General features: G+C 70.5%; 21 protein-coding genes and 1 pseudogene. 13 read left to right on the forward strand and 9 right to left on the reverse strand.

From position 1 onward, the window contains the following. Positions 1-23 precede the first annotated feature (23 nt). Both HDA41_RS17695 and HDA41_RS17700 read right to left on the reverse strand, forming a co-directional pair. Positions 24-842, reverse strand: coding sequence for an ABC transporter permease (locus tag HDA41_RS17695; RefSeq protein WP_184985076.1), 819 nt, complete (start codon positions 840-842; stop codon positions 24-26). Continuing rightward, positions 839-1,798, reverse strand: a complete 960-nt coding sequence (locus HDA41_RS17700; protein ID WP_184985078.1) for an ATP-binding cassette domain-containing protein — start codon at positions 1,796-1,798, stop codon at positions 839-841. The genes HDA41_RS17695 and HDA41_RS17700 overlap by 4 nt, the downstream gene beginning before the upstream one ends. Positions 1,799-1,908: 110 nt before the next feature. On the opposite strand from HDA41_RS17700, the gene HDA41_RS17705 reads away from it, so the two are divergent. Beyond that, positions 1,909-2,748 (forward strand): TetR/AcrR family transcriptional regulator, encoded by an 840-nt coding sequence (locus tag HDA41_RS17705; protein ID WP_230299607.1) that lies wholly within the window; start codon positions 1,909-1,911, stop codon positions 2,746-2,748. A gap of 15 nt (positions 2,749-2,763) precedes the next feature. Here HDA41_RS17705 and HDA41_RS17710 read toward each other — a convergent pair whose 3' ends face one another. Further along, positions 2,764-3,741, reverse strand: coding sequence for a WD40 repeat domain-containing protein (locus HDA41_RS17710; protein WP_184985080.1), 978 nt, complete (start codon positions 3,739-3,741; stop codon positions 2,764-2,766). Between the two features lie 662 nt (positions 3,742-4,403). Continuing rightward, on the reverse strand, positions 4,404-5,219 hold the full coding sequence (locus HDA41_RS17715; RefSeq protein ID WP_184985082.1) for a class I SAM-dependent methyltransferase: 816 nt from the start codon (positions 5,217-5,219) through the stop codon (positions 4,404-4,406). A 53-nt stretch (positions 5,220-5,272) separates the two neighbouring features. Between HDA41_RS17715 and HDA41_RS17720 the strand changes: the two are divergent. The 6 genes and pseudogenes from HDA41_RS17720 to HDA41_RS17745 all read left to right on the forward strand — a co-directional run bounded on the left by HDA41_RS17720 (position 5,273) and on the right by HDA41_RS17745 (position 10,487). Further along, positions 5,273-5,999: pseudogene (locus HDA41_RS17720) on the forward strand (GntR family transcriptional regulator). 458 nt (positions 6,000-6,457) lie between these two features. Beyond that, positions 6,458-6,940: a DUF6415 family natural product biosynthesis protein gene (locus HDA41_RS17725; RefSeq protein WP_184985084.1), complete on the forward strand. Its 483-nt coding sequence runs from the start codon at positions 6,458-6,460 to the stop codon at positions 6,938-6,940. Between the two features lie 151 nt (positions 6,941-7,091). Then, positions 7,092-7,406 carry a putative ATP-grasp-modified RiPP gene (gene tgmA, locus HDA41_RS17730; RefSeq protein WP_184985086.1) on the forward strand — a complete coding sequence of 105 codons (315 nt, stop codon included), beginning with the start codon at positions 7,092-7,094 and terminating at the stop codon, positions 7,404-7,406. Further along, positions 7,403-8,353 (forward strand): ATP-grasp ribosomal peptide maturase, encoded by a 951-nt coding sequence (gene tgmB / locus HDA41_RS17735; protein ID WP_184985088.1) that lies wholly within the window; start codon positions 7,403-7,405, stop codon positions 8,351-8,353. Before tgmA ends, tgmB begins: the two co-directional genes overlap by 4 nt. Then, entirely contained in the window at positions 8,353-9,486 is a 1,134-nt protein-coding gene (gene tgmC, locus HDA41_RS17740) for an ATP-grasp peptide maturase system methyltransferase (protein ID WP_184985090.1), read from the forward strand. Before tgmB ends, tgmC begins: the two co-directional genes overlap by 1 nt. Before the next feature lie 326 nt (positions 9,487-9,812). After that, positions 9,813-10,487, forward strand: coding sequence for a GDSL-type esterase/lipase family protein (locus tag HDA41_RS17745; RefSeq protein ID WP_184985092.1), 675 nt, complete (start codon positions 9,813-9,815; stop codon positions 10,485-10,487). On the opposite strand, the gene HDA41_RS17750 is transcribed toward HDA41_RS17745, so the two are convergent. Continuing rightward, positions 10,475-11,224, reverse strand: a complete 750-nt coding sequence (locus HDA41_RS17750) for an aminoglycoside adenylyltransferase family protein (RefSeq protein ID WP_184985094.1) — start codon at positions 11,222-11,224, stop codon at positions 10,475-10,477. The genes HDA41_RS17745 and HDA41_RS17750 overlap by 13 nt on opposite strands. Positions 11,225-11,314: 90 nt before the next feature. Here HDA41_RS17750 and HDA41_RS17755 point away from each other — a divergent pair, with 90 nt between their 5' ends. Further along, the gene (locus HDA41_RS17755) at positions 11,315-11,899 is read left to right on the forward strand and encodes a Uma2 family endonuclease (protein WP_184985096.1); all 585 of its coding nucleotides are present in this window, start codon (positions 11,315-11,317) and stop codon (positions 11,897-11,899) included. 111 nt (positions 11,900-12,010) lie between these two features. Further along, positions 12,011-13,003: an aldo/keto reductase gene (locus HDA41_RS17760; protein WP_184985098.1), complete on the forward strand. Its 993-nt coding sequence runs from the start codon at positions 12,011-12,013 to the stop codon at positions 13,001-13,003. Positions 13,004-13,204: 201 nt separating this feature from the next. Here HDA41_RS17760 and thpR read toward each other — a convergent pair whose 3' ends face one another. Genes thpR through HDA41_RS17780 form a run of 3 tightly spaced genes read right to left on the reverse strand, consistent with a single transcriptional unit; the run spans position 13,205 to position 15,635 of the window. Next, positions 13,205-13,777 carry an RNA 2',3'-cyclic phosphodiesterase gene (gene thpR / locus HDA41_RS17770; protein WP_184985099.1) on the reverse strand — a complete coding sequence of 191 codons (573 nt, stop codon included), beginning with the start codon at positions 13,775-13,777 and terminating at the stop codon, positions 13,205-13,207. Positions 13,778-13,805: 28 nt separating this feature from the next. Beyond that, a complete protein-coding gene (locus tag HDA41_RS17775; protein ID WP_184985101.1) occupies positions 13,806-15,170 on the reverse strand; it encodes an MFS transporter in 1,365 nt (454 codons plus the stop codon). Positions 15,171-15,197: 27 nt separating this feature from the next. Next, positions 15,198-15,635 carry a MarR family winged helix-turn-helix transcriptional regulator gene (locus tag HDA41_RS17780; RefSeq protein WP_184985103.1) on the reverse strand — a complete coding sequence of 146 codons (438 nt, stop codon included), beginning with the start codon at positions 15,633-15,635 and terminating at the stop codon, positions 15,198-15,200. 153 nt (positions 15,636-15,788) lie between these two features. Between HDA41_RS17780 and HDA41_RS17785 the strand changes: the two genes are divergently transcribed. After that, entirely contained in the window at positions 15,789-15,971 is a 183-nt protein-coding gene (locus tag HDA41_RS17785) for a ribbon-helix-helix protein, CopG family (RefSeq protein ID WP_184985105.1), read from the forward strand. Between the two features lie 34 nt (positions 15,972-16,005). On the opposite strand, the gene HDA41_RS17790 is transcribed toward HDA41_RS17785, so the two are convergent. Then, complete coding sequence (locus tag HDA41_RS17790; protein WP_184985107.1) at positions 16,006-17,457, reverse strand: NCS2 family permease; 1,452 nt, start codon at positions 17,455-17,457, stop codon at positions 16,006-16,008. A 117-nt stretch (positions 17,458-17,574) separates the two neighbouring features. On the opposite strand from HDA41_RS17790, the gene HDA41_RS17795 reads away from it, so the two are divergent. From HDA41_RS17795 to HDA41_RS17805, 3 genes are all read left to right on the forward strand, one after another. After that, on the forward strand, positions 17,575-17,850 hold the full coding sequence (locus HDA41_RS17795) for a DUF2530 domain-containing protein (protein WP_184985109.1): 276 nt from the start codon (positions 17,575-17,577) through the stop codon (positions 17,848-17,850). 189 nt (positions 17,851-18,039) lie between these two features. Further along, positions 18,040-18,885, forward strand: coding sequence for a class I SAM-dependent methyltransferase (locus tag HDA41_RS17800; protein ID WP_184985111.1), 846 nt, complete (start codon positions 18,040-18,042; stop codon positions 18,883-18,885). 143 nt (positions 18,886-19,028) lie between these two features. Next, positions 19,029-21,422, forward strand: a complete 2,394-nt coding sequence (locus HDA41_RS17805; RefSeq protein ID WP_184985113.1) for an HAD-IC family P-type ATPase — start codon at positions 19,029-19,031, stop codon at positions 21,420-21,422. The last annotated feature ends 21 nt before the right edge of the window (positions 21,423-21,443 follow it).

Consider the following 21,443-nt stretch of genomic DNA (forward strand, 5'->3'; position numbering starts at 1 on the left):
ACACCGCGCCGCTCCCCCGGCGCTCACCGGCTCAGCTTCCGGAACCGCCGCACCGCCAGCGGCAGGAAGACCAGCGTCAGGATCACCGGCCACACCCCGGCCATCAGCAGCGCGTGCTGCTCGACCCAGGTGTCACCGCTGACCGGTGTCCCGAACAGCTCGCGGGTCGCCGCCGCCGTCGAGGAGATCGGGTTCCAGACCGCCACCCAGCCCAGCCAGTCGGGCATGTCCTGCGGCGCGACGAAGATGCTGGAGATCATGGTCAGCGGGAAGGCGACCGCGAACAGACCGCCCGCGGCCTCCGGGTTGGGCACGAGCAGGCCGAGCCACACACCGATCCAGATCAGCGCGAACCGCAGCCACAGCAGCAGCCCGAACGCGGCCAGGAAGCCGAGGCCACCGTCCGGCCGCCAGCCCATGGCGAGCGCGGTGAGCATCATGATGGCCAACTCGGCGCAGGCGGCGATCAGATCGGTGACGCCGCGCCCGGCCACCACGGCGGAGGACGCCATCGGCATGGAGCGGAAGCGGTCGATGACGCCCTTGGTGGAGTCGTAGACCACGAGGGTCGCCGTGTTGATGAAGCCGAACGCCATGGTCATCGCGAACATGCCGGGCATCAGGTAGTCCGTGTAGTCGCCGCCGCCCGGCACCTTCATGGCGCTGCCGAAGACATAGCCGTAGAGCAGCACGGAGAGGATCGGGAAGCCCAGCTGCCAGGCGATGTTGACGGGCTGGCGCCGGTAGTGGGTCAGGCCGCGGCGGACGATGTTCCAGCAGTCGGCGAGCAGCCAGTAGGTGCGGCCGCGCGTGCTGGGCGGGCTCAGGTCGACGGCAGTCACGCTGCGGCCTCCTTCTCGGTCCGGTGTCCGGTCAGGCGCAGGAACACGTCGTCGAGGCTCGGCCTGCGCAGCCCGATGTCCTCGACGCGGACGCCCTCGTCCTGGAGGGTCCGCGCCACCTCGGTGAGTGCCGTGACCCGGTCGGTGACCGGTGCGTGCACCCGCAACTCGGTCTCGTCCGCCTCGGGTTCGCCGTCCGTGACCCGGGCGACCACCTTCACCACCCGCGGGATCTCGGCCCGCTCGGCGACCACGACCTCGATCCGGTCGCCGCCGACCAGGTTCTTCAGCCCGTCCGGGGTGTCGTCGGCGATGGCCCGCCCCTGGTCGATGACGGTGATGCGGGAGGCGAGCTTGTCGGCCTCCTCCAGGTACTGCGTGGTCAGCAGCACGGTCGTGCCGCCCGCCACCAACGCCCGTACGGACTCCCAGACCTCCCCGCGACTGCGGGGGTCGAGGCCGGTCGTCGGCTCGTCCAGGAAGAGGACGGCCGGGGTGAGGATCATCGACGCGGCGAGGTCGAGGCGGCGCCGCATGCCGCCGCTGTACTTGCCGACGCCCCGGTCGGCGGCGTCGGTCAGGTCGAACTGCTCCAGCAGTTCGGCCGCCCGGAGCCTGGCCCGCTTGCCGCCCAGGTGGAACAGACGGCCGAACATCTCCAGGTTCTGCCGGCCGGTGAGCACCTCGTCCACCGCCGCGTACTGCCCGGTGAGCCCGATCCGGGCCCGCACCTCGCGCGGCTGCCGGGCGACATCGAGGCCGGCGACCGTCGCGCTGCCCCCGTCCAGCCGGATCAGCGTGGACAGGATGCGGACGGCGGTGGTCTTGCCCGCCCCGTTCGGCCCGAGCAGGCCGTGCACCGTGCCCTCGCGTACTGCCAGGTCGAAGCCGTCGAGGGCGCGTTTCTCGCCGTACCGCTTCTCCAGCGCCTCGGCCCGCACCACGTATCCGTCCATGCCGCCCCTCCCGTGTGCTCGTGCCCTGCGTCCGGCACCGAACTGGGTACAGCGTACTCGATTGCGCGTACGCCGTACCCAGTTTTTCGCGGGGGACCTAAGCTGAGCTCATGGAGAGCGGCACGAGCGGTACGAGCGGTACGAGCGGCACAGGCAGTACGGGCGGTACGGGCAGTACAGGCGGTGCGGGCAGTACGGAGACCAGCGGCAGCGGCGACATCGCCCGCACCCTCGAACTGCTGTGGGACACCGGCCGGCGTCCCAGCCGCGGCCCCAAGCCGACCCTGACCCTGGACCGGATCGTGGAAGCGGCCGTCCAGGTCGCGGACACGGAAGGCCTGGAGGGGCTCTCCATGCGCCGCGTCGCCGCCGAACTCGGCACCGGCACCATGTCGCTCTACCGGTACGTCCCCGGCAAGGGAGAGCTGCTCGACCTGATGCTGGACCGGGTCCAGCGCCCCTCCGAGAATCCGGCCGACCTGGGCGACGGCGGCTGGCGCGCCGCCCTGGAGGCCATGGCCCGCGAGATCCTCGCCCTCTACCGCCGTCACCCCTGGCTGCTCCAGGTCAACCAGTCCCGCCCGATCCTCGGTCCGAGCGCCCTGGACGGCATGGAGAAGGTCCTCGCCCTGATCCGCCCGATGGGGCTGACCGACCCCGAACTGGTCTCCGCGATCGTCATGATCGACGGGTACGTCGTCGGGGCCGCGCGCACGCAGCTCTACCAGCAGGAGGCCGAGCGCCGGACGGGCCTGACGGACGCGGAGTTCTGGCAGGCACAGGTGCCGGTGCTGGAGAAGGTCCTGGCCTCGGGCCGCTACCCCGTCATGGCGTCGCTCTCCGAGGACACGTTCGGACCCGACTTCGACCACTTCGGGTTCGGACTCCAGCGGATCCTGGACGGGTTGGAGGTACTCGTGGCGCGACGCCGGGGCGAGTCGGCCTCGTAGGCCGTCGCCTCGCTGCTACCTCCGTCGCCTCAGCCCGCGCAGACCGAACAGGACGGCGCAGGCGACGGCCACGGCGATGGCGCCGGTCTTGAGATCGCCGCTGAGTCCCTCGCCGCTGCCGCCGCCATCCCGTGTGGCCGAACTACCGCTGCCGGACGGGGAGTTGGAGTCACCACCGGGCGCGTCCTGCCCCTCCACCGAGCTGTCGGCCCCCTCGGAGCCGTACATCAGCCGCGTCCCGTCGGCGGTGTAGGTGACGGACTCCCCCTGCCCGAGGAACGGCACGCCGAGCCGCTCCTTGCGCTTGATCTCCCCGCCGTTCCAGTCGTACGCGATCGCGCCGAAGTAGCTGCGGACGACGAGGTGTTCGCCGTCCGGGGAGAGCGTGGCGTCGGTGGCCTCCAGGTCGGGCACGGCAGCGACGGGCCGGAAGACGTTCGTCCCGGACGGGGACAGTTCGGCCGGGCCCTCGTAGAGATGCCCGCCCTTAGCGTTCTTGTCGACGATGTAGACCCGGCCGGTCTTCGGATGCACGACGAGCGACTCGGCGTCGCGGGCCCCGTCGGAGTACTTCACGACGTACTGCGTGGCCCGGATCGTTTGGTCGCGCAGGTTCTTCGGCTCCGGCAGCCGGTAGATCCAGACGTGCGGCCAGGTCCCGCCGAGGTTGTCGCCGATGTCGCCGACGTAGATCTGGTTGCCGGGCCCGATGGAGATGGCCTCGACGTCGCGCGGGCTGCCCACGCCGGTCATGGTGATCGTCGCGACCGTCTCGCCCGTCGCGCTGTCGACGGCGTACAGGTACGCCCCGTCGTCGCTGTCGTTGTGCGTCCAGTAGATGCCGGGGTGCTGCCGCGAGGCCGCCAGGCCGCTGGACTCGGTGATGCGCGGGTCCTTGATCGTGAATTCCTCGTCCCCGTCGGCGGCGGAGGCGGGCACGGCGAGGGCGCCCACGAGAAGGGCCGCGGCGAGGAGGGCGAAAGGTCGGCGCATGCCCCCAAGCCTGCCATCCCGCTCCGCGGTTCATCGTGTGCTGTTCGGTGACGGCTGCTCTCTACAGACGGTATACAGAGCCGCCATCGGGCGGCGGGGGCTTTGGACATGTCCGGACTCTTGCCCTCTTCGGCCGCAGTGGCGCATTGTCGTCGCTCCACCGTCTCACCGGTGCCCCCCTCAGTGGCCGGCACCTCCCGGGGCGGTGGTAGTCCCCTCTTTGCTGCCACGGGGAGGGGTGCCCCTGCTGTCTCCCGAGCAGCGGGGGCTTAATCGTGTCTCCGCTCGATGGCCTGGCAGGCAGGGCACAGGACCTGAGCGTTGCGCCCACTGCGACAGGTGAGCCCCTGGCAGCACGGGCAGTAACCGACCTCGTCGGGGGCCCAAGGTGGTCCGGGGGGAGCACCAGCACCGGAGCGAACGCTTCGAGGGCGCCCTCGGCCTCCCCGCTGCCAAGGTGTGCGGCGGCCCTGCTGATGTGGATCTGCGCCTCGGTGCCAAAGGCGCGCACCGGCTGGCGGACAGCAGAGCGAGAAGGTTCTCCGCAGCTCGCAGGGCCTCTGCTGCCACGCCGGGCGCTGTACCGGTGCTCCGGCTGCGTACCCCCCGTCGCCGCCGGGGCACCGAAACACGTGGCGTCCGGCTCGCGCAGTGAGGGCGCATCACGCCGGTCGGCGTCCGATCGCCAGCAGGTGGGAGCTCGCTGCCAGCAGCTCGGGGTAGGGCTCGGCCATGCGCGCTGCGGTCAGTGCCGACTCGAAGAGGGCCGAGTCGCGGAAGTCGCCGCCGGTGTTGCGCTCGGCTGCCGCAAGCATCGACCAGGCAGGGCCCTCGATGCCGAAGACCTCGGCTCCCTCGAACCCGGCCGCGGCGACCTCGTTGCGCAGCTGCTCGCCGCTGTGGAAATAGGCAGCGGTGAACGCTTTCTTCCCGTCGTGGATTTGGCTGCGCAGGATGCCGCCGATGCTCACCTGCACCGCCTCTTTGTGGAGGTGGGCGAAGGCGGCGTGTTCGAACAGGGACGAGTATCGGTTGATGCCCGCGGCCGCCAGGAGGCCGCCTGGCTTGAGTACGCGGTACACCTCGGCGAGGGCTCGGTCGCGGTCGGCGCGTTCGATGAGGTGGTAGAGGGGGCCGAGCAGGAGCACGACGTCGTATGAGGCGTCCTCGCCGGTGAGCCGGCGGGCGTCCCCGAGCTCCACCGTGGCGCCCGTGTCCTTGGCCTGCTCGATGTGGCGTGGGATCGGGTCGACGAGGTGCACGGTGTAGTCGTCCTTCACAAGCCAGCGGGCGTGGGCGCCGGGGCCTCCGCCGACGTCGAGGACCCGGGCTGGTGGCTGGGGGAGGTGTCGGCGCAGCAGCTCCTGCGTGCGTACCATCTCCAGGCGTCCGTCGGCAGTGGTGGTCAGCCTGTCCGCCTCGTCGATGGTCTCGCTGTAGAACCGCGTGATCTCCGGCGCTAGCTCAGGGCTCGTCATGCGAGCATTCTGGTGGCCTGCCGGTGGACCAGTCCAGTGATCGGAAGAAAGCCATGCCTCTGCTGAAGTACGAGCAGATCGCCGACGACCTGCGCACGCGCATCGCCAACGGTGAGTTCGGCCCGGGTGAGCTGCTGCCGTCAGGTCGTGATCTGGCCGAGCAGTGGAGCGTGTCGAGGGCCACGGTCGTCAAGGCATACGACGTGCTACGGGCCGATGGCCTCGTCGTGGCCCGGCAGGGAGCAGGGAGCAGGGTTCACGGTCGTCGAGGCGCCGATCGCGCGTCCTGCGGGCGGACGCCGAGCTGGCTCAAGCCGCGTCACGGGCGGCGCGCCGTACCGGCGACTGGGGGTGCCTGACCGAGTCGTCCCGCCCGCGCACGTGATCGATGCCCTGGGGCTGAAGCCCGGCGAGACTGCGTTGCGGCGGAGGCGTCTGGTGCTTCTCGACGACGGTTCTCCGGGAACGCTCGTCACCGCGTGGTTCCCGCCGGCGGTCGCCGACCTGGCGCCCCGGCTGGCCCTGAATGGACCTATCGCCGAAGGCACCACGCACTATGTGCGGCGTGAAACCGGTCGGTCGCCCGCTGAAGGTGTCGACATCACGACGGTCCGTCTGGCCAGTGACGAGGAAGCCGGCGTGCTGAAAGTGGATCAGCCTGTGGCGGTGGCCGTCGTGCTGCACGTGGCGTATGACCAGGACCGACGTCCCCTGGTGTGCGAGATCGGTGTCACGCCGTCGCACGTGTTCGAAGAGACGGACACGTACCCGATGAGGTAGCAACGCATCCAAGTCGCTTGACTGGACCGGTGGACCGGTCCAGTCTTTTTGTTGTGCCGTGCCAGCGTGCCGCGAAAGCGGCCGTGCTGTGTCCGGCTGCCGGAAATGACGAAGCCCGGCGACCGCTGACACGGCCCCGGGCGCGGCCAACGCTGCTGAGGAGCGTCGACAATGGAATTCCTATCACGAGCACTCGAATGGGTAAGAGCGGTGCTGTTCGGACCGCGCACTCCCGGCCGACATCGCCGCACCGCCTCGCGCGCCGTGCTCCCCACGACCTCTCCCCACCCGTCGCCTGAGGTCTGCGGCGCACGGCTGATGGCCGCCCGCAGTCACCGCCGGGACCGGCAAGCGCCTCCGCCATGGGAGGAGAGCGGCGTCCTGGTCCGGCCCTACGTGGCGCGCCTGGGCGAGGGCGTGTACGCGGGCGCCCAGGCAGGCCCGTGGGGGGATGCGCGATGAACGCCACCCACGACACAGAGGCGCTCGCCTCGACCGTTGTCACCATGGCCAGTCAGGCGACCTGGTTCATCGAGCAGCCCACGCTGCTGGGCCACCAGACCGTCAAGAGCTTCGAGGCCGACTTCCGTGCCTTCATCGAGCAGATGATCCCGCAGATCGAGAAGCTCGCCGCCGCCCAGTCCGCCGACGACGTCCCGGCGAACGTGGCTCTCGCAGCGATCGCCGAGGCTCGCAGCCGCATGGGCGAGCCTGAGGCCGCGGGCCTGCAAGGTGAGGTTGAGCGGGTGGAGCGGCTGGCGCGATCGGTCGTGTCCCTGGTCGGCCATCACGACAGCCTCGCTGGCCTCAGGATGTGTCTGTTGTGCGACCGGCTGATCGATGGCGACGACGCGTGGGAGCCGTACGACGTCGGCCGCCCGCCTGGTGGGGCGGCCCGGTCGGGCCGCGTCCACGCCGCGTGCGCCACACGCTGCCGCTGACGCGCGGTCGCCCCGTCCTGGCGTGAGGGGCCCCACGGCGACCGCAGGGTCACGGTGGCACCACAGACGCCCGCCCCGCCTCCCCGAACCTGAACAGGCCGAGCCCTAGGGCGGGCCGTACCTCACACCCAACGGAAAGAGAGGAAGCCCCTTGTTTGCTCATTCCGATCGGCTCCCGACCGGGACGCCGCTGCCGTCCGGCGCCTCAACCCCCGTCCCGTGGGGCCTGCGGCGCATGGCGCCCTACCCGGCGTTCGCCCCAGGCTACGCACGGACCGACCTCGACCCCGCCACCCAGACCGCCCGCTACTTCGACGCCGATGGACAGGTGCTGGAGATGGGAAAGCACGGCACCAGCACCGGGACGAACCCGCCGACCAACACCGGCAACCCATCCGACGGCCAGGGCGGTGGCGGCAGCGGCGGCGGCGGTGACCAGGACACCGGGAACGACAGCGACCAGTGACCGATTCCGGCCCGGTGCTGGTCGTCACCAACCTGGACGACCCCACGGCCGACGTGGTGATCAGCGAGCTGCACGACCGGGACGTCCCGGTCGTGCGGTTCGACTCGGGGGATTTCCCCCACGCCCTGTCGGTCGCGGCCACGATCACGTCGAACGGCGTGGAGGGCACACTGTCCACGCCGTCCCGGTCAGCAGACCTGTCTGGCATCCGCTCCCTGTACTATCGCCGGCCCTCCGGCTTCGCCTTCCCCCACCTGGATCAGCAGGACGCTCGGTTCGCCATCACCCAGGCCCGCTACGGGCTCGGCGGCATTCTGGCCTCGCTGCCGGGCTGCCGGTACGTCAACCACCCGCACCGCATTGGGGATGCCGAGTTCAAACCGTCCGGCCTGGCCGCCGCGGCGGCAGCGGGTTTCCGCCTGCCGCCTACGGTCATCACCTCCGACCCGGACACGGCCCGGGACTTCGTCAAGCAGTACAGCCCTGTGATCTACAAGCCGCTGTCGGCGCCGCTGTACCGCATCGACGGCGTCTCGTGCACCGTTGAGGTTGCCGAAGTCCGGGCCGACGACATCGATGAGGCCGTCTCCGGGACTGCGCACCTGTTCCAGCAGCGCGTCGACAAGGCCGCAGACGTACGGGTCACCGTCATCGGTGACCAGGTCTTCGCCGTCCGTATGGACTCGGACTTGCTGGACTGGCGCACCGACTATGGCCGCTTGCGCTATTCCGTCGCCCAACCGCCCCCCGGAGTTACCGATGCCCTCCACGCATACCTGGCCCACTTCGGGCTGGTCTTCGGCGCTTTCGACTTCGCTATCGACGGCCGGGGGCAATGGTGGTTCCTGGAGTGCAATCCGTCCGGCCAGTGGTACTGGCTGGAACCCGAGACCGGACTGCCGATGCTCGCGGCCATGGCCGACCTCCTGGAAGGGAAGAACCGCTGATGAGTGTCATGGACTCCGCCGCCCTGCGCCGGGCGCTGGCCGACCAGCTTGCCGGGGCCGGCGCCTTGCGCACCGAGCCGTGGTGGCAGGCCGTCGAAGGGGTGCCCAGGCACGAGTTCCTCCGCGGCGGCTTCTTCGAGCGGGTCGAAGGCTCCGCCCCGACCGCCTGGCGGCCGGTCCTGGCCGACACCGACGGCTGGCTGGAACGCTGCTACGCCGACGAGTCGCTGGTCACGCAGATCGCCGGCACCATCGTGCCCGGCGACATCCGTGGCCAGATCATGCGTGTCCCGACCTCTTCCAGCACACAGCCGAACCTGGTCCTCCGCATGCTGGAGGACCTCCGGGTCGAGGACGGTAACCGGGTACTGGAGATCGGCACTGGCACGGGGTACTCCACCGGATTGCTCTGCCACCGGCTCGGCGACGACCTGGCCACCTCTGTGGAAGTGGACCCCGAAGTGTCACGCCGAGCCGGCACCGCCCTCGGCGCCTGCGGCTACTTCCCCGAACTGGTCGTCGGTGACGGCCTGGACGGGCACAAGGAGGGCGCCCCATACGACCGGCTGGTCGCCACCTGCGGCGTGCTGGAGCTACCGCACACATGGATCGAGCAGACCAAGCCGGGCGGCATCATCCTTGCCACGCTCGGCGGCTGGCTGTACTCCTCGGAGCTGGCCAGGCTGACCGTCGGCCACGACGGGGTGGCCCACGGTCAGTTCCTCGGCGGACAGGTCTCCTTCATGCTCGCCCGCCCGCAGCTCCCGCCCCCGCTCGGCATGCTCCCCGACTTCGACGCCGGGCAGGAGCGGACGACGCCGGTCGGTGCTGATGTCCTGGACGACTGGGTCGCGCGGTTCGTCGCGCAGCTGGCAGCCCCGCGCGCGCAGCGCCTCAGCCTGACGATCGCCGACACGACCCAACAGGTCCTGGTCGACGTGGAGGTCGGCGCCTGGGCAGCCCTCACTCAGGACGGTGAGCACTGGATCGTCCGCCAGGGCGGGCCGGTGCAACTGTGGGACGCCGTCGAGGACCATGTGCTGCGGTGGCGGGCTAACGGCTCCCCGGCCCTGGACCGCTTCCAGATCATCGTTACCCCCGAGGCGCAGAGGGTGACCTGGCAGCAGGTCTGACGTCCTCCTGACCGGCCCCGCTCGTCTGCTTCCCCCCGTGGCGGTTGGGTGGGGCCTTCCCGCGGCGGCTTCCGGGTGTCAGTCGACGAGGACGGAGACGCGAGTGTCGAGGGCGGTGGCAATGCTGAGCAGGTCGGACTCGATGCGCTGGAGGTGGCGGCGGCTCAGGCCGGTGAGCTGGCGCAAGTGCCCAGCCCGAGCGCTGATCCACCCGCCCCGGCAAGAGCCATCAGAAGGGCCCTGAGACAGTTCCACGGCCGAGGCCGATCATGGCGCGTGGCCCGACTCACACCCCGTCCGGCGCCCTGATCGTTCATGATGAGCGGATGCTCAGGTTCATGCCCGTCGGTGACTCCATGACCATCGGGAGCGCGGGCGAACACACGTGGCGCTACCGGATGTGGCAGCACCTGCGCCGGTCCTACGGCGGCCCCTTCACCCTCGTCGGCCCGCGCGAGACGCTCCACGACAAGCTCGCTGACGCACCGACCTCGTACGCGTACGCCGACCCGGACTTCCCGCGTGCCCACCTGGCCGGCTGGGGCGAGGGCTGGCTGCACATGGCGCCGCTGATCGGCGAGGCGGTGCGGTCGTGCCGCGCGGACGTGCTCCTGGTCTCCCTCGGCCTGATCGACCTGGGCTTCTACACGAACGCCGGGCAGACCGCCGAGAACGTCCGGGCCTTCGCGGCCGAGGCACGGGCGGCGAACCGGCGGGTGCGGATGGTGTGGCTGCCGGTGACCCCGAACGTGCGGGCCGAGTCCGACCCGGCCTTCGCCGCCGAGGTCGTCCGCTTCAACGAACTGCTGGCGAAGACGGCCGCGGACCTCGACGAGCCCGGCTCGCCCGTCCTCCTGGCCTCGACCCCGCCGTCGTACGACGTCCACGCCGACACCTACGACGGCACCCACCCCAACGACAGCGGCGAGCACAAGATCGCGGCGGCCTTCGCGGAGGCGATGTACCAGGCCTGGGACCTCGGCGAGCCCTACGAGCAGTAACTCTCGGTGATCACCCGGGTCAGGAACTCCGCGCAGGGCCGGGGCGCCAGGTCGTCCCAGCGCTCCGCCTCCTCCCCCAGGTAGACGGCCCGGGCGCGGGCGAGGACGGGCCGGTGCTCGGCGGGGAGCCGGTCGAGCGCCCACTCGGCTGCCGCGTCCTTCGAGCGGATGGTCCCGGTGGTGAGGGTGGTCCAGATCCGGGCGAGGGTGAGCAGCACGTTGCGGGTGTCGGTGTCCAGTTCGTCCATGAGCTCCGGCACGCCGACGACGATGGCGCGCCTGAGGTCGTGGTGCGGGACGGGGTCGAGGAGCTCGGCGGGCGGCGGCCCGTGGAGCGGGGCGTCGGCGCGCAGGACCATCGTGAGGAGAGGCGCGAGGTCGGGGCTGGGTTCGGGGGCCGGGGTCACTCCGCGCTCGTAGTCCTCGCGCAGCCAGTCGCCGTAGAGGAAGTCGCAGGTCGGCGGGTAGCGCCAGGGCCGTACGTCGTCCTGCACGACGGCGATCAGCTCGACGTGCCGCCGCCCGGCCACGCCGGACACCTTGAGCAACTCCTCTACCAGCACCCGGCGTTGGGCGTGCGTCGTGGACTCCCGCACGACGGCCAGGACGTCGATGTCGCTGTGCGGGCGGAGACCGCCGAGGGTGGCGGAGCCGTGCAGGTAGATGCCGAGGAGGGTGTCGCCGAGGGTGGTGCGGAGAAGCTGGACGAGGTGGTCGGTGCCGGGCTGCTCTGGCATATGCGCTCTTCCCCGTGTCGTGGTCACCGTGCGTATCGTTGTACTGCGCGGCTGCCCACGTCCATGGGGTGGCCGGGGAGGAGCGCCACGATGACCGTCCTTGAAGACAGGATCGAGATGGCCGAGGCAGACGACGAGCTGACTCTGGACGAGCTGTTCGAGTCGCTCGAGCGGACCACCCCCGAGGGTTACAAGGTCGAGATCGTCGAGGGGGCCATCTTCATGTCGCCGCAGCGGGACACGCACTGGGAGATCATCGCCGACATTTACGAGCAGCTGCGTACCAAGTACCCGCGCAAGCGCGTGAAGTCGGACGTCCGCGTCGACTACCCGGGGCACCTCAACGGCTTCGCCTCCGACGTGACCCTCGTAGCCGAGGGAGCCGAGAAGAACGAGAAGGGCCTCTGGCGCTGCCAGGACATCGAGTTCGTGGCCGAAGTCATCTCGAAGGGCACGGCCCACAACGACTACGGCCCCAAGAAGACCGCCTACGCCCTCGCCGAAGTCCCCGTCTACCTCATCGCCGACCCGTACCAGGGCAAGTGCCACCTGTACACCCAGCCCAAGGACGGCGACTACCTCACGGAGACGGCGGTCGTTTTCGGCGTGGACGTCGATCTCACCATCACGGACATCGGCCTCACCCTCAAGACCGACGAGTTCCCCCGCGACTGACGTCCCATCCGGCCGCCGCAGCGGGCCGCCGTGGAGAAAGCGGGGAGGCAGGCACGCTCTCCAGGTATCGGCCTTGCCTGGAGCGCACTTCAAGACGTTGGCTTGGGCAGCATGAAGTACACACAGCTCGGACGCACGGGACTCAAGGTCAGCCGGCTCGTCCTCGGCACCATGAACTTCGGTCCGCAGACCGACGAGGCCGGCAGCCACGCCATCATGGACGCGGCGCTGGACGCGGGCATCAACTTCTTCGACACCGCGAACGTGTACGGCTGGGGCGAGAACAAGGGCCGCACCGAGAGCATCATCGGCAACTGGTTCGCCAAGGGCGAGGGGCGGCGCGACAAGGTCGTCCTCGCCACGAAAGTGTACGGCAACATGGGCGCAGACGGCCCGGCCTGGCCCAACCACGACAAGCTCTCCGCCGTCAACATCCGGCGGGCCGTGGACGCAAGCCTCAAGCGGCTCCAGACCGACTACATCGACGTCTACCAGTTCCACCACATCGACCGGAACACACCGTTCGAGGAGATCTGGCAGGCGATCGACGTCCTGGTCCAGCAGGGCAAGATCCTCTACGTCGGGTCGTCGAACTTCCCCGGCTACAAGATCGCCCAGGCCAACGAGATCGCCGCCCGGCGGGGCGGGACCATCGGGCTGGTCAGCGAGCAGTGCCTGTACAACCTCGCCGAGCGGCGTGCCGAGATGGAGGTCATTCCGGCCGCTCAGGACTACGGGCTCGGTGTGATCCCCTGGTCGCCGCTGCACGGCGGTCTGCTGGGCGGTGTGATCAAGAAGCAGGCCGAGGGCGGTCGCCGCACCTCCGGCCGCGCGGCCGACGCGCTCGCCGACCCCGCCACCCGTGCGCAGCTCCAGTCCTACGAGGATCTGCTCGAGAAGCACGGCATCGAGCCCGGCGAGGCCGCGCTGGCGTGGCTGCTCACCCGCCCCGGCGTGACCGGCCCGATCGTCGGCCCCCGTACCGCCGAACAGCTCGACTCCGCCCTGCGCGCGGCCGAGCTGGAGCTGTCCGAGGAGCTCCTGACCGGCCTGGACGAGATCTTCCCGGGCCCGGGCCCGTCACCGGAGGCCTTCGCCTGGTAACGCCGTGAGGGCAAGCGCCCCGTCAGGGGCGCGGGGAACTGCGCGACCGGCCCCCACCGGCCCGCGGCCGAGGAGCAGCCGTCCGCAGTTCCCCCACCGCCCTACCTCCCGAGCACGGAAGCCAAGGCGACGACGAGAAACATCAGCACGAGCACACCGGCCATGATCCGGTTGCGGGTTTTCGGGTCCACGCCACCGAGCCTAACCGGCGCCGCCGAGCGCCCAGCGGCCGACCGCCTCGTACCGGGGCTGCTCCCCCGGAACCCCCGACGTCGGCAGATTGCTCCGCACCAGCACCAGCTCGTCCACCGTCCAGGTCCGGCCCGTGAACCCCGCCAGGGCGTCCACATACGCTCGCACGTCCCCTGCCTCCCGGCTCCGTGCCACCGACAGGTGGGCCTTGTACCGGCGGTGCTCCCCCATCGGCACACCCGCCTTCCGGGCCGCCGCCTCCGCCCGCTCGGCCAGCAGCCGCAGGGTCGCCAGATCACCTTCGGCCCCGGCCCACAGCGCCTTGCCGTGCCCGAACTGACCGCCACCCCGCATGGCCAGCGGGAAGGGTGCGGTACGGTGCGCGGCGCGCTCCAGGCGGGCCGACAGCTCGGGGAGGAGGTCGTCGTCGACCTCACCGTAAAAGGCGAGCGTGAAGTGCCAGCCGGGACGGCCGGTCCAGCGCATCCCGTCGGCGCCGGGCAGCTTGCGCATCTCGTCGACCACGGCGCCGAGTTCACGACGCGCCTCGTCGGGGGGCAGCACGGCGGCGAAGAGTCTCATACGGCCAGTCTGCCGCCCCCGCCCGGCGCTACGCCGCCGGTGCCAGTTCCTCCTGCTGCTCCCGGGGGACGAACCGCACCCGTGGGTGGCCGCGGTGCCAGCCGACCGACAGGCGGAGGTTGCCGACGCGGGCCAGGATCAGGCCGATCACGGCCGCGGCGACGGCCGCGACGGCACCGCCGGCCGCGAGGCCGACCCGGGCGCCGTACGTGTCGGTGACCCAGCCGACGATCGGCGCGCCGACCGGGGAGCCGCCGAGGAAGACCATCATGTAGAGGGCCATCACACGGCCGCGCATGGCCGGGTCCGTGGCCATCTGGATGCTGGTGTTCGTCGTGACGTTGACCGTCATGCCGAACAGGCCCAGCGGGACCATGAGCAGCGCGAACATCCACAGTGCCGGTGCCGTGGCCGCCACGATCTCCAGCGTGCCGAAGACCAGGGCCGCCGCGATCAGCAGCCGCAGCCGGGCGGTGCCGCGCCGCGCCGCGAGCAGGGCGCCCGCGACCGAGCCGACCGCCATCAGCGTGTTGAACATGCTGTACGCGCCCGCGCCCGCGTGGAAAACGTCGTCCGCGAAGGCCGAGAGGTAGACGGGGAAGTTGAAGGCGAAGGTGCCGACGAACCCGACCAGGACGATCGGCCAGATCAGCTCCGGACGGCCGGTGACGTAGCGCACGCCTTCACGCAGCTGCCCCTTGCCGCGCGGGGCCCGCTCGACGACGTGCAGTTCGCGGGCGCGCATCAGCAGCAGGCCGGTGAGCGGCGCGATGAAGGACAGGCCGTTGAAGAGGAACGCGTATCCGGTGCCGACGCCGGTGATCAGTAGGCCCGCGACGGCGGGACCGACCAGGCGGGCGGACTGGAAGTTCGCCGAGTTCAGGCTGACCGCGTTCTGCAACTGCCGCGGGCCGACCAGTTCGGAGACGAAGGACTGCCGGGCGGGGTTGTCGACCACCGTGGCGAGACCGACCGCGAAGGCGGCGACGTACACGTGCCACACCTGGACGTGGCCGGTGAGGACGGCGACGGCCAGGGCGACAGCGGTGAGGGCCATCGACGACTGGGTGACGAGCAGGGTGGGCCGCTTGCGCAGCCGGTCGACGAGGACGCCGCCGTAGAGGCCGAAGAGCAGCATCGGCAGGAACTGGAGTGCCGTCGTTATGCCGACGGCCGCCGAGGAGCCGGTGAGGCTGAGAACCAGCCAGTCCTGGGCGATGCGCTGCATCCAGGTGCCGATGTTGGAGACGACCTGGCCCATGAAGAACAGGCGGTAGTTCCTGACCTTCAGGGAGGAGAACATCGAGGACGTGCGCGGGTGTGTGTCGGAGGTGGGCGGGGAGTCGTGGGGATCAGGTGCGGGGACGGAAGCTGCTCCGGGTCCCGAACTCAAAGGGTTCGCCTCCTTGCGACGTACGGCTTACAGATGCGCGAGCTTCTCCAGCACGGGGGCGGCGGCGCGCAGTTTCGCCCACTCGTCCTCGTCGAGGTTCTCCACCAGCGAGGCCAGGAACGCGTTCCGCTTGCGGCGGCTCTCCTCGAGCATCGCTTCGGCCTGCTCGGTGCGCGTCACCACCTTCTGGCGCCGGTCCTCGGGGTGCGGCTCCAGACGGACCAGTCCCTTGGACTCCAGCAGCGCCACGATGCGGGTCATCGAGGGCGGCTGGACATGCTCCTTGCGGGCGAGCTCGCCCGGGGTGGCCTTGCCGCACAGGGACAGGGTGCCGAGCACCGACATCTCGGTGGGGCTGAGCGACTCGTCGACCCGCTGGTGCTTGAGCCGACGGGACAGCCGCATCACGGCGGATCGGAGGGAGTTCACGGCGGCTGCGTCGTCGCCATGGCTGAGGTCCGGCATGTTCTTTAGCGTAACTCATTACTCTCGCTAAAGACTAGTCGGGACACGCATGGATGCCGTGACCCTGGCCACTGAAGCGTGACATCACTCATATGGGTGATCCGGCGGTGGAACGTGACACACCGCACCGAAGGGTGCCGGGACCCTCAGGTCATGGGGACCAGCGTGCTCAGCCTGCGAATAGACCATGAGCTGCTTCAGCGGCTCCGGCAGCATGCCGCGAGGAGGGGAATGAGCGTCCAGGACTACGTCGTCCGGACGCTCGTCCGAGATGACTTCGACGAGCGGTTCCAGACCGCCGTCGAGAAGACGGAGAGGTTCTACGGAGTCACGTGATCGCGCGCTCCGGATCACGCGACTCCGGATCGGCTCAGGTCAGGCCCAGCGCCGGCATCAGGTAGTAGAACGCGAACACCGCCGCGACCGCGTACATCGCCGTCGGCACCTCCCGGCCCCGCCCGGCCGCCAGGCGCAGGACCACGAAGGTGACGAAGCCCATGCCGATGCCGTTGGTGATCGAGTACGTGAACGGCATCATCACCATCGTCACGAAGGCCGGGATGGCGATCGTGTGGTCCGCCCAGTCGATCTCCCTGACTGAGCCGGCCAGGATCAGGAAGCCGACCGCGAGCAGGGCCGGGGTGGCCGCCTGGGAGGGCACCATCGTGGCGACCGGCGTCAGGAAGAGGGCGACGGCGAAGAGACCGCCGGTGACGACGTTCGCCAGGCCGGTCCGGGCACCCTCGCCGACACCGGCCGTGGACTCGACGAAGGCGGTGGTCGCCGAGGAGGAGCTGGCACCGCCGGCGGCGACCGCGAGGCCGTCGACGAACAGCACCTTGTTGATGCCGGGCATCTGCCCCTGCGCGTCGGTCAGCTTCGCCTCGTCGGAGACACCCATGATCGTGCCCATCGCGTCGAAGAAGCACGACAGCAGCACGGTGAAGACGAACAGCACACCCGTCAGCACACCGACCTTCCCGAAGCCGCCGAACAGGCTGACCTGGCCGACCAGCCCGAAGTCAGGGCTGGCGAACGGGTTGCCGGGCCACTTCGGTGTGGTGAGGCCCCAGCTCGGCACCTTGGCCACGGCCTCGATGACCACGGCCACGACCGTCATGGCGACGATCGAGATCAGGATCGCGCCGGAGACCTTGCGCACGATCAGGGCGAGCGTGAGCAGCACGCCCAGGACGAACACCAGGACCGGCCAGCCGTCGAGGTGGCCGTCGCCGCCGAGCTGGAGCGGGACGGTGGTGTGGGCGGCGTCCGGGATCCGGGAGACGAAGCCGGCGTCGACGAGGCCGATCAGCATGATGAACAGGCCGATGCCGATGGAGATGGCCTTGCGCAGCCCGTAGGGGACGGCGTTCATCACGCGCTCGCGCAGCCCCGTGGCGACCAGCAGCATGACGACGAACCCGGCGAGGACCACCATGCCCATCGCGTCCGGCCAGGACATGCGCGGGGCGAGCTGGAGGGCGACGACGGAGTTCACGCCGAGGCCGGCGGCGAGCGCGATCGGCACGTTGCCGATGACGCCCATGAGGAGGGTGGTGAGCGCGGCCGTGAGGGCCGTGGCGGTGACCAGCTGTCCGTTGTCGAGCTGGTGACCGTACATGTCCTTGGCGCTGCCGAGGATGATCGGGTTCAGCACGATGATGTAGGCCATCGCGAAGAAGGTGGCGAGACCGCCCCGGACCTCACGGGAGAGCGTGCTGCCCCGCTCGGAGATCCGGAAGAAGCGGTCGAGTGCGCCGTACGTGGGCCCGGCTCCCGGCTGTTCAGGGGCGGGGACCTTGGCGGGAGCCGAGGAGGACATGTGTTTGGTGATTCCTACGAAGAGAAGTGGTCAGACACAAACCGTTTCAGTATGAACATATAAAACCCCGATCGCACATCTCCGCGCGTAGACCTGATCGCCTCGTAAGCTGTCCCCATGGCGAAATGGACCCCCAGACACGAGGCGCCGGAGCCCCTGGAGGGCCCCGTGGTCGCCACCGTCACCGGCCTCACGATCCTCTGGTTCGTCCTGTTCCTGGTCCAGCTCCCCTTCTACGGCTGGTTCGACGACCACGGCCACACGTGGTGGCTGTGGACCTGCCTGGCCGGGGGCGGGCTGGGGCTGATCGGCATCTGGTACGTCCGTAGGCGCGAGGCCGCGATCAAGCGGGCCGCGGAGAAGGACCTGACGGTTACTCCCCAGGCCGACTAGGGGCCCCGTGGGCAGCCCCGGCGTCCCAGCGCCCCGGCGCCGCAGGGCCGAGCCCGCGGCCACCGGCCGGAAACGACCGCCGCCGCTCCATCCGCTCGACGAGAAAGGCGGCCCCCGCCTCCCTACGCTCGAAGAAGCGGCACCGAAGCCGCCGCGGGGAACACCGTGCAACCGGTGAGGAGCGCAGCCATGACGACGCAGAACAGCGCGGCCGAGGCCGACCGGACTCTGAAGGCCAGGCACCGGGCGATGTGGGCGCAGGGCGACTACCCGTCCCTGGCCGCCGAGGTCATCCCCGGTCTCGGGGCGGTCCTGGTCGAGGCGTGCGGGGTGCGCTCCGGCCGGCGGGTGCTGGACGTGGGCGCCGGCACCGGCAACGCCGCGATCCCGGCGGCCCTGGCCGGCGCGGACGTGGTCGCATCCGACCTGACCCCCGAGTTGTTCGAGGCCGGCCGGCGCGTGGCCGAGCAGCAGGGCGCCCGCCTCACGTGGCAGGAGGCCGACGCCGAGGCCCTGCCCTTCGGTGACGCCGAGTTCGACGTCGTCATGTCCTGTGTCGGGGTGATGTTCGCACCGCACCACCAGCGGGCCGCCGACGAACTCGTCCGGGTCTGCCGTCCGGGCGGCACCATCGGCCTGCTGAGCTGGACGCCGCAGGGCTTCATCGGCCGCATGTTCGCCACGCTGAAGCCGTACGCGCCACCGCCTCCGCCGGGCGCGCAGCCGCCCCCGCTGTGGGGGGACGAGGACCATGTGCGCGCGCTCCTCGGCGACCGGGTCACGGACGTCCACGCCGAGCGGCGGACCGTCCGGGTCGACCGCTTCGAGACGCCCGAGGCGTTCCGCGACTACTTCAAGGAGCGCTACGGCCCCACGATCACCGTCTACAAGAACATCGCCGGCGATCCCGAGCGCACCGCCGCCCTGGACCGCGATCTGGCGGACCTGGCCCGCGACGGCGGCCTGGGCACAGGCGAGGGCGGGACCGCCCTGGAGTGGGAGTACCTGCTGCTCACCGCGCGCCGGGCGGGCTGACACCGCGCGTGGCACCAGGGTCCGACGGTGGGCCGAGGGCGTACAACTGCCGTACGACCAGGGCATGACGTCCGTCCTTCCCAGGTCGGATCTTCCCCGCATTCGGCAGGTGAAGCGGCAAATCCGCACGTACCGTCGAATGCATGACGCATCTCGACGCGGGCGCCCGGCCGAACTCCGCGCGGCCTGCGACGATCACCTCACGCGAGACCGGCCTGACCACGGCTCAGGTCGCCGAACGGGTGGAGCGCGGCCAGGTCAACGACGTGCCGGTGCGCAGCAGCCGCTCCACCGTCGACATCGTCCGCGCGAACGTCTTCACCCGCTTCAACGCGATCATCGGCGTGCTCTGGCTGATCATGCTGGTCGTCGCGCCGATCCAGGACAGCCTGTTCGGCTTCGTGATCCTCGCCAACACCGGGATCGGGATCGTCCAGGAGTGGCGGGCGAAGAAGACGCTGGACTCGCTCGCGCTGATCGGCGAGGTGCGCCCCACCGTCCGCCGGGACGGGGCCTCCGGCCAGGTCAGCACCTCCGAGATCGTCCTCGACGACCTGATCGAGATCGGGCCCGGCGACAAGGTCGTCGTCGACGGGGTCTGCGTCGAGGCCGACGGTCTCGAGATCGACGAGTCGCTGCTCACCGGCGAGGCGGACCCGGTCGTCAAGCGCCCCGGCGACCAGGTGATGTCGGGCAGCTTCGTGGTCGCGGGCGGCGGGGCCTTCCAGGCCACGAAGGTCGGGCGCGAGGCGTACGCCGCGCAGCTGGCGGAGGAGGCGTCCCGGTTCACCCTCGTCCACTCCGAGCTGCGCTCCGGCATCTCCACGATCCTCAAGTACGTCACGTGGATGATGGTCCCGACCGCGATCGGCCTGATCATCAGCCAGCTGGTCGTGAAGGACAGCGCCTTCAAGGACTCCGTCGCGCGGACGGTCGGCGGCATCGTCCCGATGGTCCCGGAGGGGCTGGTCCTGCTCACCTCGGTCGCCTTCGCCATCGGCGTCATCCGGCTGGGCCGCAAGCAGTGCCTGGTGCAGGAGCTGCCCGCGATCGAGGGGCTGGCCCGGGTCGACACCGTCTGCCTCGACAAGACCGGCACCCTCACCGAGGGCGGCATGGACGTCACCGAGCTGCGGCCCCTGCAGGGCGCCGACGAGCCGCACGTACGCCAGGTGCTCGGCGCCCTCGGCGCGTCGGATCCCCGGCCGAACACCTCTCTCAAGGCGATCATCGACGCCTGCCCGGCCGTCGAGGACTGGCGCTGCACCCAGGCGCTGCCGTTCTCCTCCGCCCGCAAGTACAGCGGCGCCGCGTTCGTCGAGACCGGCGGGGAGAGCAGCACCTGGCTGCTCGGGGCGCCGGACGTGCTGCTGCCCGACGACGACCCGGCCCTCGCCGAGACCGAGCGGCTGAACGAGCAGGGCCTGCGGGTGCTGCTGCTCGCCCGGGTCGACCGGGATCTCGACGACCCGGAGGTGGCCGAGGGAGCGAAGTCCACCGCGCTGGTGGTCCTGGAACAGCGGCTGCGGCCGGACGCGGCGGACACCCTGCGCTACTTCGAGGACCAGAACGTGGCCGCCAAGGTCATCTCCGGCGACAACGCGGTGTCGGTCGGCGCGGTCGCGTCGAAGCTGGGGCTGTCCGGCACCACCGTGGACGCGCGGCGGCTGCCCGCCGAGCAGGAGGGGATGGCGCGGGCCCTCGACGACGGCACGGTGTTCGGGCGGGTCACCCCGCAGCAGAAGCGGAACATGGTGGGCGCGCTGCAGTCCCGCGGGCACACGGTCGCGATGACGGGCGACGGCGTGAACGACGTCCTCGCCCTGAAGGACGCCGACATCGGCGTCGCGATGGGCTCCGGGTCGGAGGCGACCCGGGCGGTCGCGCAGATCGTGCTGCTGAACAACAGCTTCGCGACGCTGCCGTCGGTGGTGGCGGAGGGCCGCCGGGTCATCGGCAACATCACGCGCGTCGCGACGCTGTTCCTCGTCAAGACGGTCTACTCGGTGCTGCTGGCGATCCTGGTGGTCTGCTCGCAGGTCGAGTACCCGTTCCTGCCGCGCCACCTGACGCTGCTGTCGACCCTGACGATCGGCGTCCCGGCTTTCTTCCTCGCGCTCGCGCCCAACAAGGAGCGCGCGAAGCCGAACTTCGTGCGGCGGGTGATGCGGTACGCGATCCCGGGCGGGGTGCTGGCCGCGGTGGCGACCTTCGCGACCTACCTGATCGCCCGGCAGCACTACACGGGCGCGGACGCGCTGGCCGCGGAGACCAGCGCCGCGACGCTCACGCTGTTCCTCATCTCGATGTGGGTCCTGGCGATCATCGCCCGCCCCTACACCTGGTGGCGCGTCGCCCTGGTGGCGACGATGGCCGGGGCCTTCGTGCTGGTGCTCGTCGTGCCGTGGCTCCAGGACTTCTTCGCGCTGAAGCTGGTCGGCGTGACGATGCCGTGGCTGGCGGTCGGTATCGCGGTGGTGGCGGCGGCCACCCTGGAGCTGACGTGGAGGGTGGTGGACCGCCGCTTCCCGGCCTAGGCCTGTCCCAGGATTTGGCCG

Source organism: Streptomyces caelestis, from assembly GCF_014205255.1.
Classification (GTDB): Bacteria; Actinomycetota; Actinomycetes; order Streptomycetales; family Streptomycetaceae; genus Streptomyces; species Streptomyces caelestis.

What these genes read in the sequence shown, in the direction of transcription:
- HDA41_RS17750 (WP_184985094.1), bottom strand. Translation starts at nt 11,224, where the DNA reads ATGCCAGAGCAGCCCGGCACCGACCACCTCGTCCAGCTTCTCCGCACC.
- HDA41_RS17745 (WP_184985092.1), top strand. Translation starts at nt 9,813, where the DNA reads ATGCTCAGGTTCATGCCCGTCGGTGACTCCATGACCATCGGGAGCGCG.
- HDA41_RS17700 (WP_184985078.1), bottom strand. Translation starts at nt 1,798, where the DNA reads ATGGACGGATACGTGGTGCGGGCCGAGGCGCTGGAGAAGCGGTACGGC.
- HDA41_RS17780 (WP_184985103.1), bottom strand. Translation starts at nt 15,635, where the DNA reads ATGCCGGACCTCAGCCATGGCGACGACGCAGCCGCCGTGAACTCCCTC.
- tgmC (WP_184985090.1), top strand. Translation starts at nt 8,353, where the DNA reads ATGAGTGTCATGGACTCCGCCGCCCTGCGCCGGGCGCTGGCCGACCAG.
- HDA41_RS17755 (WP_184985096.1), top strand. Translation starts at nt 11,315, where the DNA reads ATGACCGTCCTTGAAGACAGGATCGAGATGGCCGAGGCAGACGACGAG.
- HDA41_RS17800 (WP_184985111.1), top strand. Translation starts at nt 18,040, where the DNA reads ATGACGACGCAGAACAGCGCGGCCGAGGCCGACCGGACTCTGAAGGCC.
- HDA41_RS17725 (WP_184985084.1), top strand. Translation starts at nt 6,458, where the DNA reads ATGAACGCCACCCACGACACAGAGGCGCTCGCCTCGACCGTTGTCACC.
- HDA41_RS17715 (WP_184985082.1), bottom strand. Translation starts at nt 5,219, where the DNA reads ATGACGAGCCCTGAGCTAGCGCCGGAGATCACGCGGTTCTACAGCGAG.
- HDA41_RS17790 (WP_184985107.1), bottom strand. Translation starts at nt 17,457, where the DNA reads ATGTCCTCCTCGGCTCCCGCCAAGGTCCCCGCCCCTGAACAGCCGGGA.
- HDA41_RS17785 (WP_184985105.1), top strand. Translation starts at nt 15,789, where the DNA reads ATGGGGACCAGCGTGCTCAGCCTGCGAATAGACCATGAGCTGCTTCAG.
- thpR (WP_184985099.1), bottom strand. Translation starts at nt 13,777, where the DNA reads ATGAGACTCTTCGCCGCCGTGCTGCCCCCCGACGAGGCGCGTCGTGAA.
- HDA41_RS17795 (WP_184985109.1), top strand. Translation starts at nt 17,575, where the DNA reads ATGGCGAAATGGACCCCCAGACACGAGGCGCCGGAGCCCCTGGAGGGC.
- HDA41_RS17760 (WP_184985098.1), top strand. Translation starts at nt 12,011, where the DNA reads ATGAAGTACACACAGCTCGGACGCACGGGACTCAAGGTCAGCCGGCTC.
- HDA41_RS17805 (WP_184985113.1), top strand. Translation starts at nt 19,029, where the DNA reads ATGACGCATCTCGACGCGGGCGCCCGGCCGAACTCCGCGCGGCCTGCG.
- HDA41_RS17705 (WP_230299607.1), top strand. Translation starts at nt 1,909, where the DNA reads ATGGAGAGCGGCACGAGCGGTACGAGCGGTACGAGCGGCACAGGCAGT.
- HDA41_RS17710 (WP_184985080.1), bottom strand. Translation starts at nt 3,741, where the DNA reads ATGCGCCGACCTTTCGCCCTCCTCGCCGCGGCCCTTCTCGTGGGCGCC.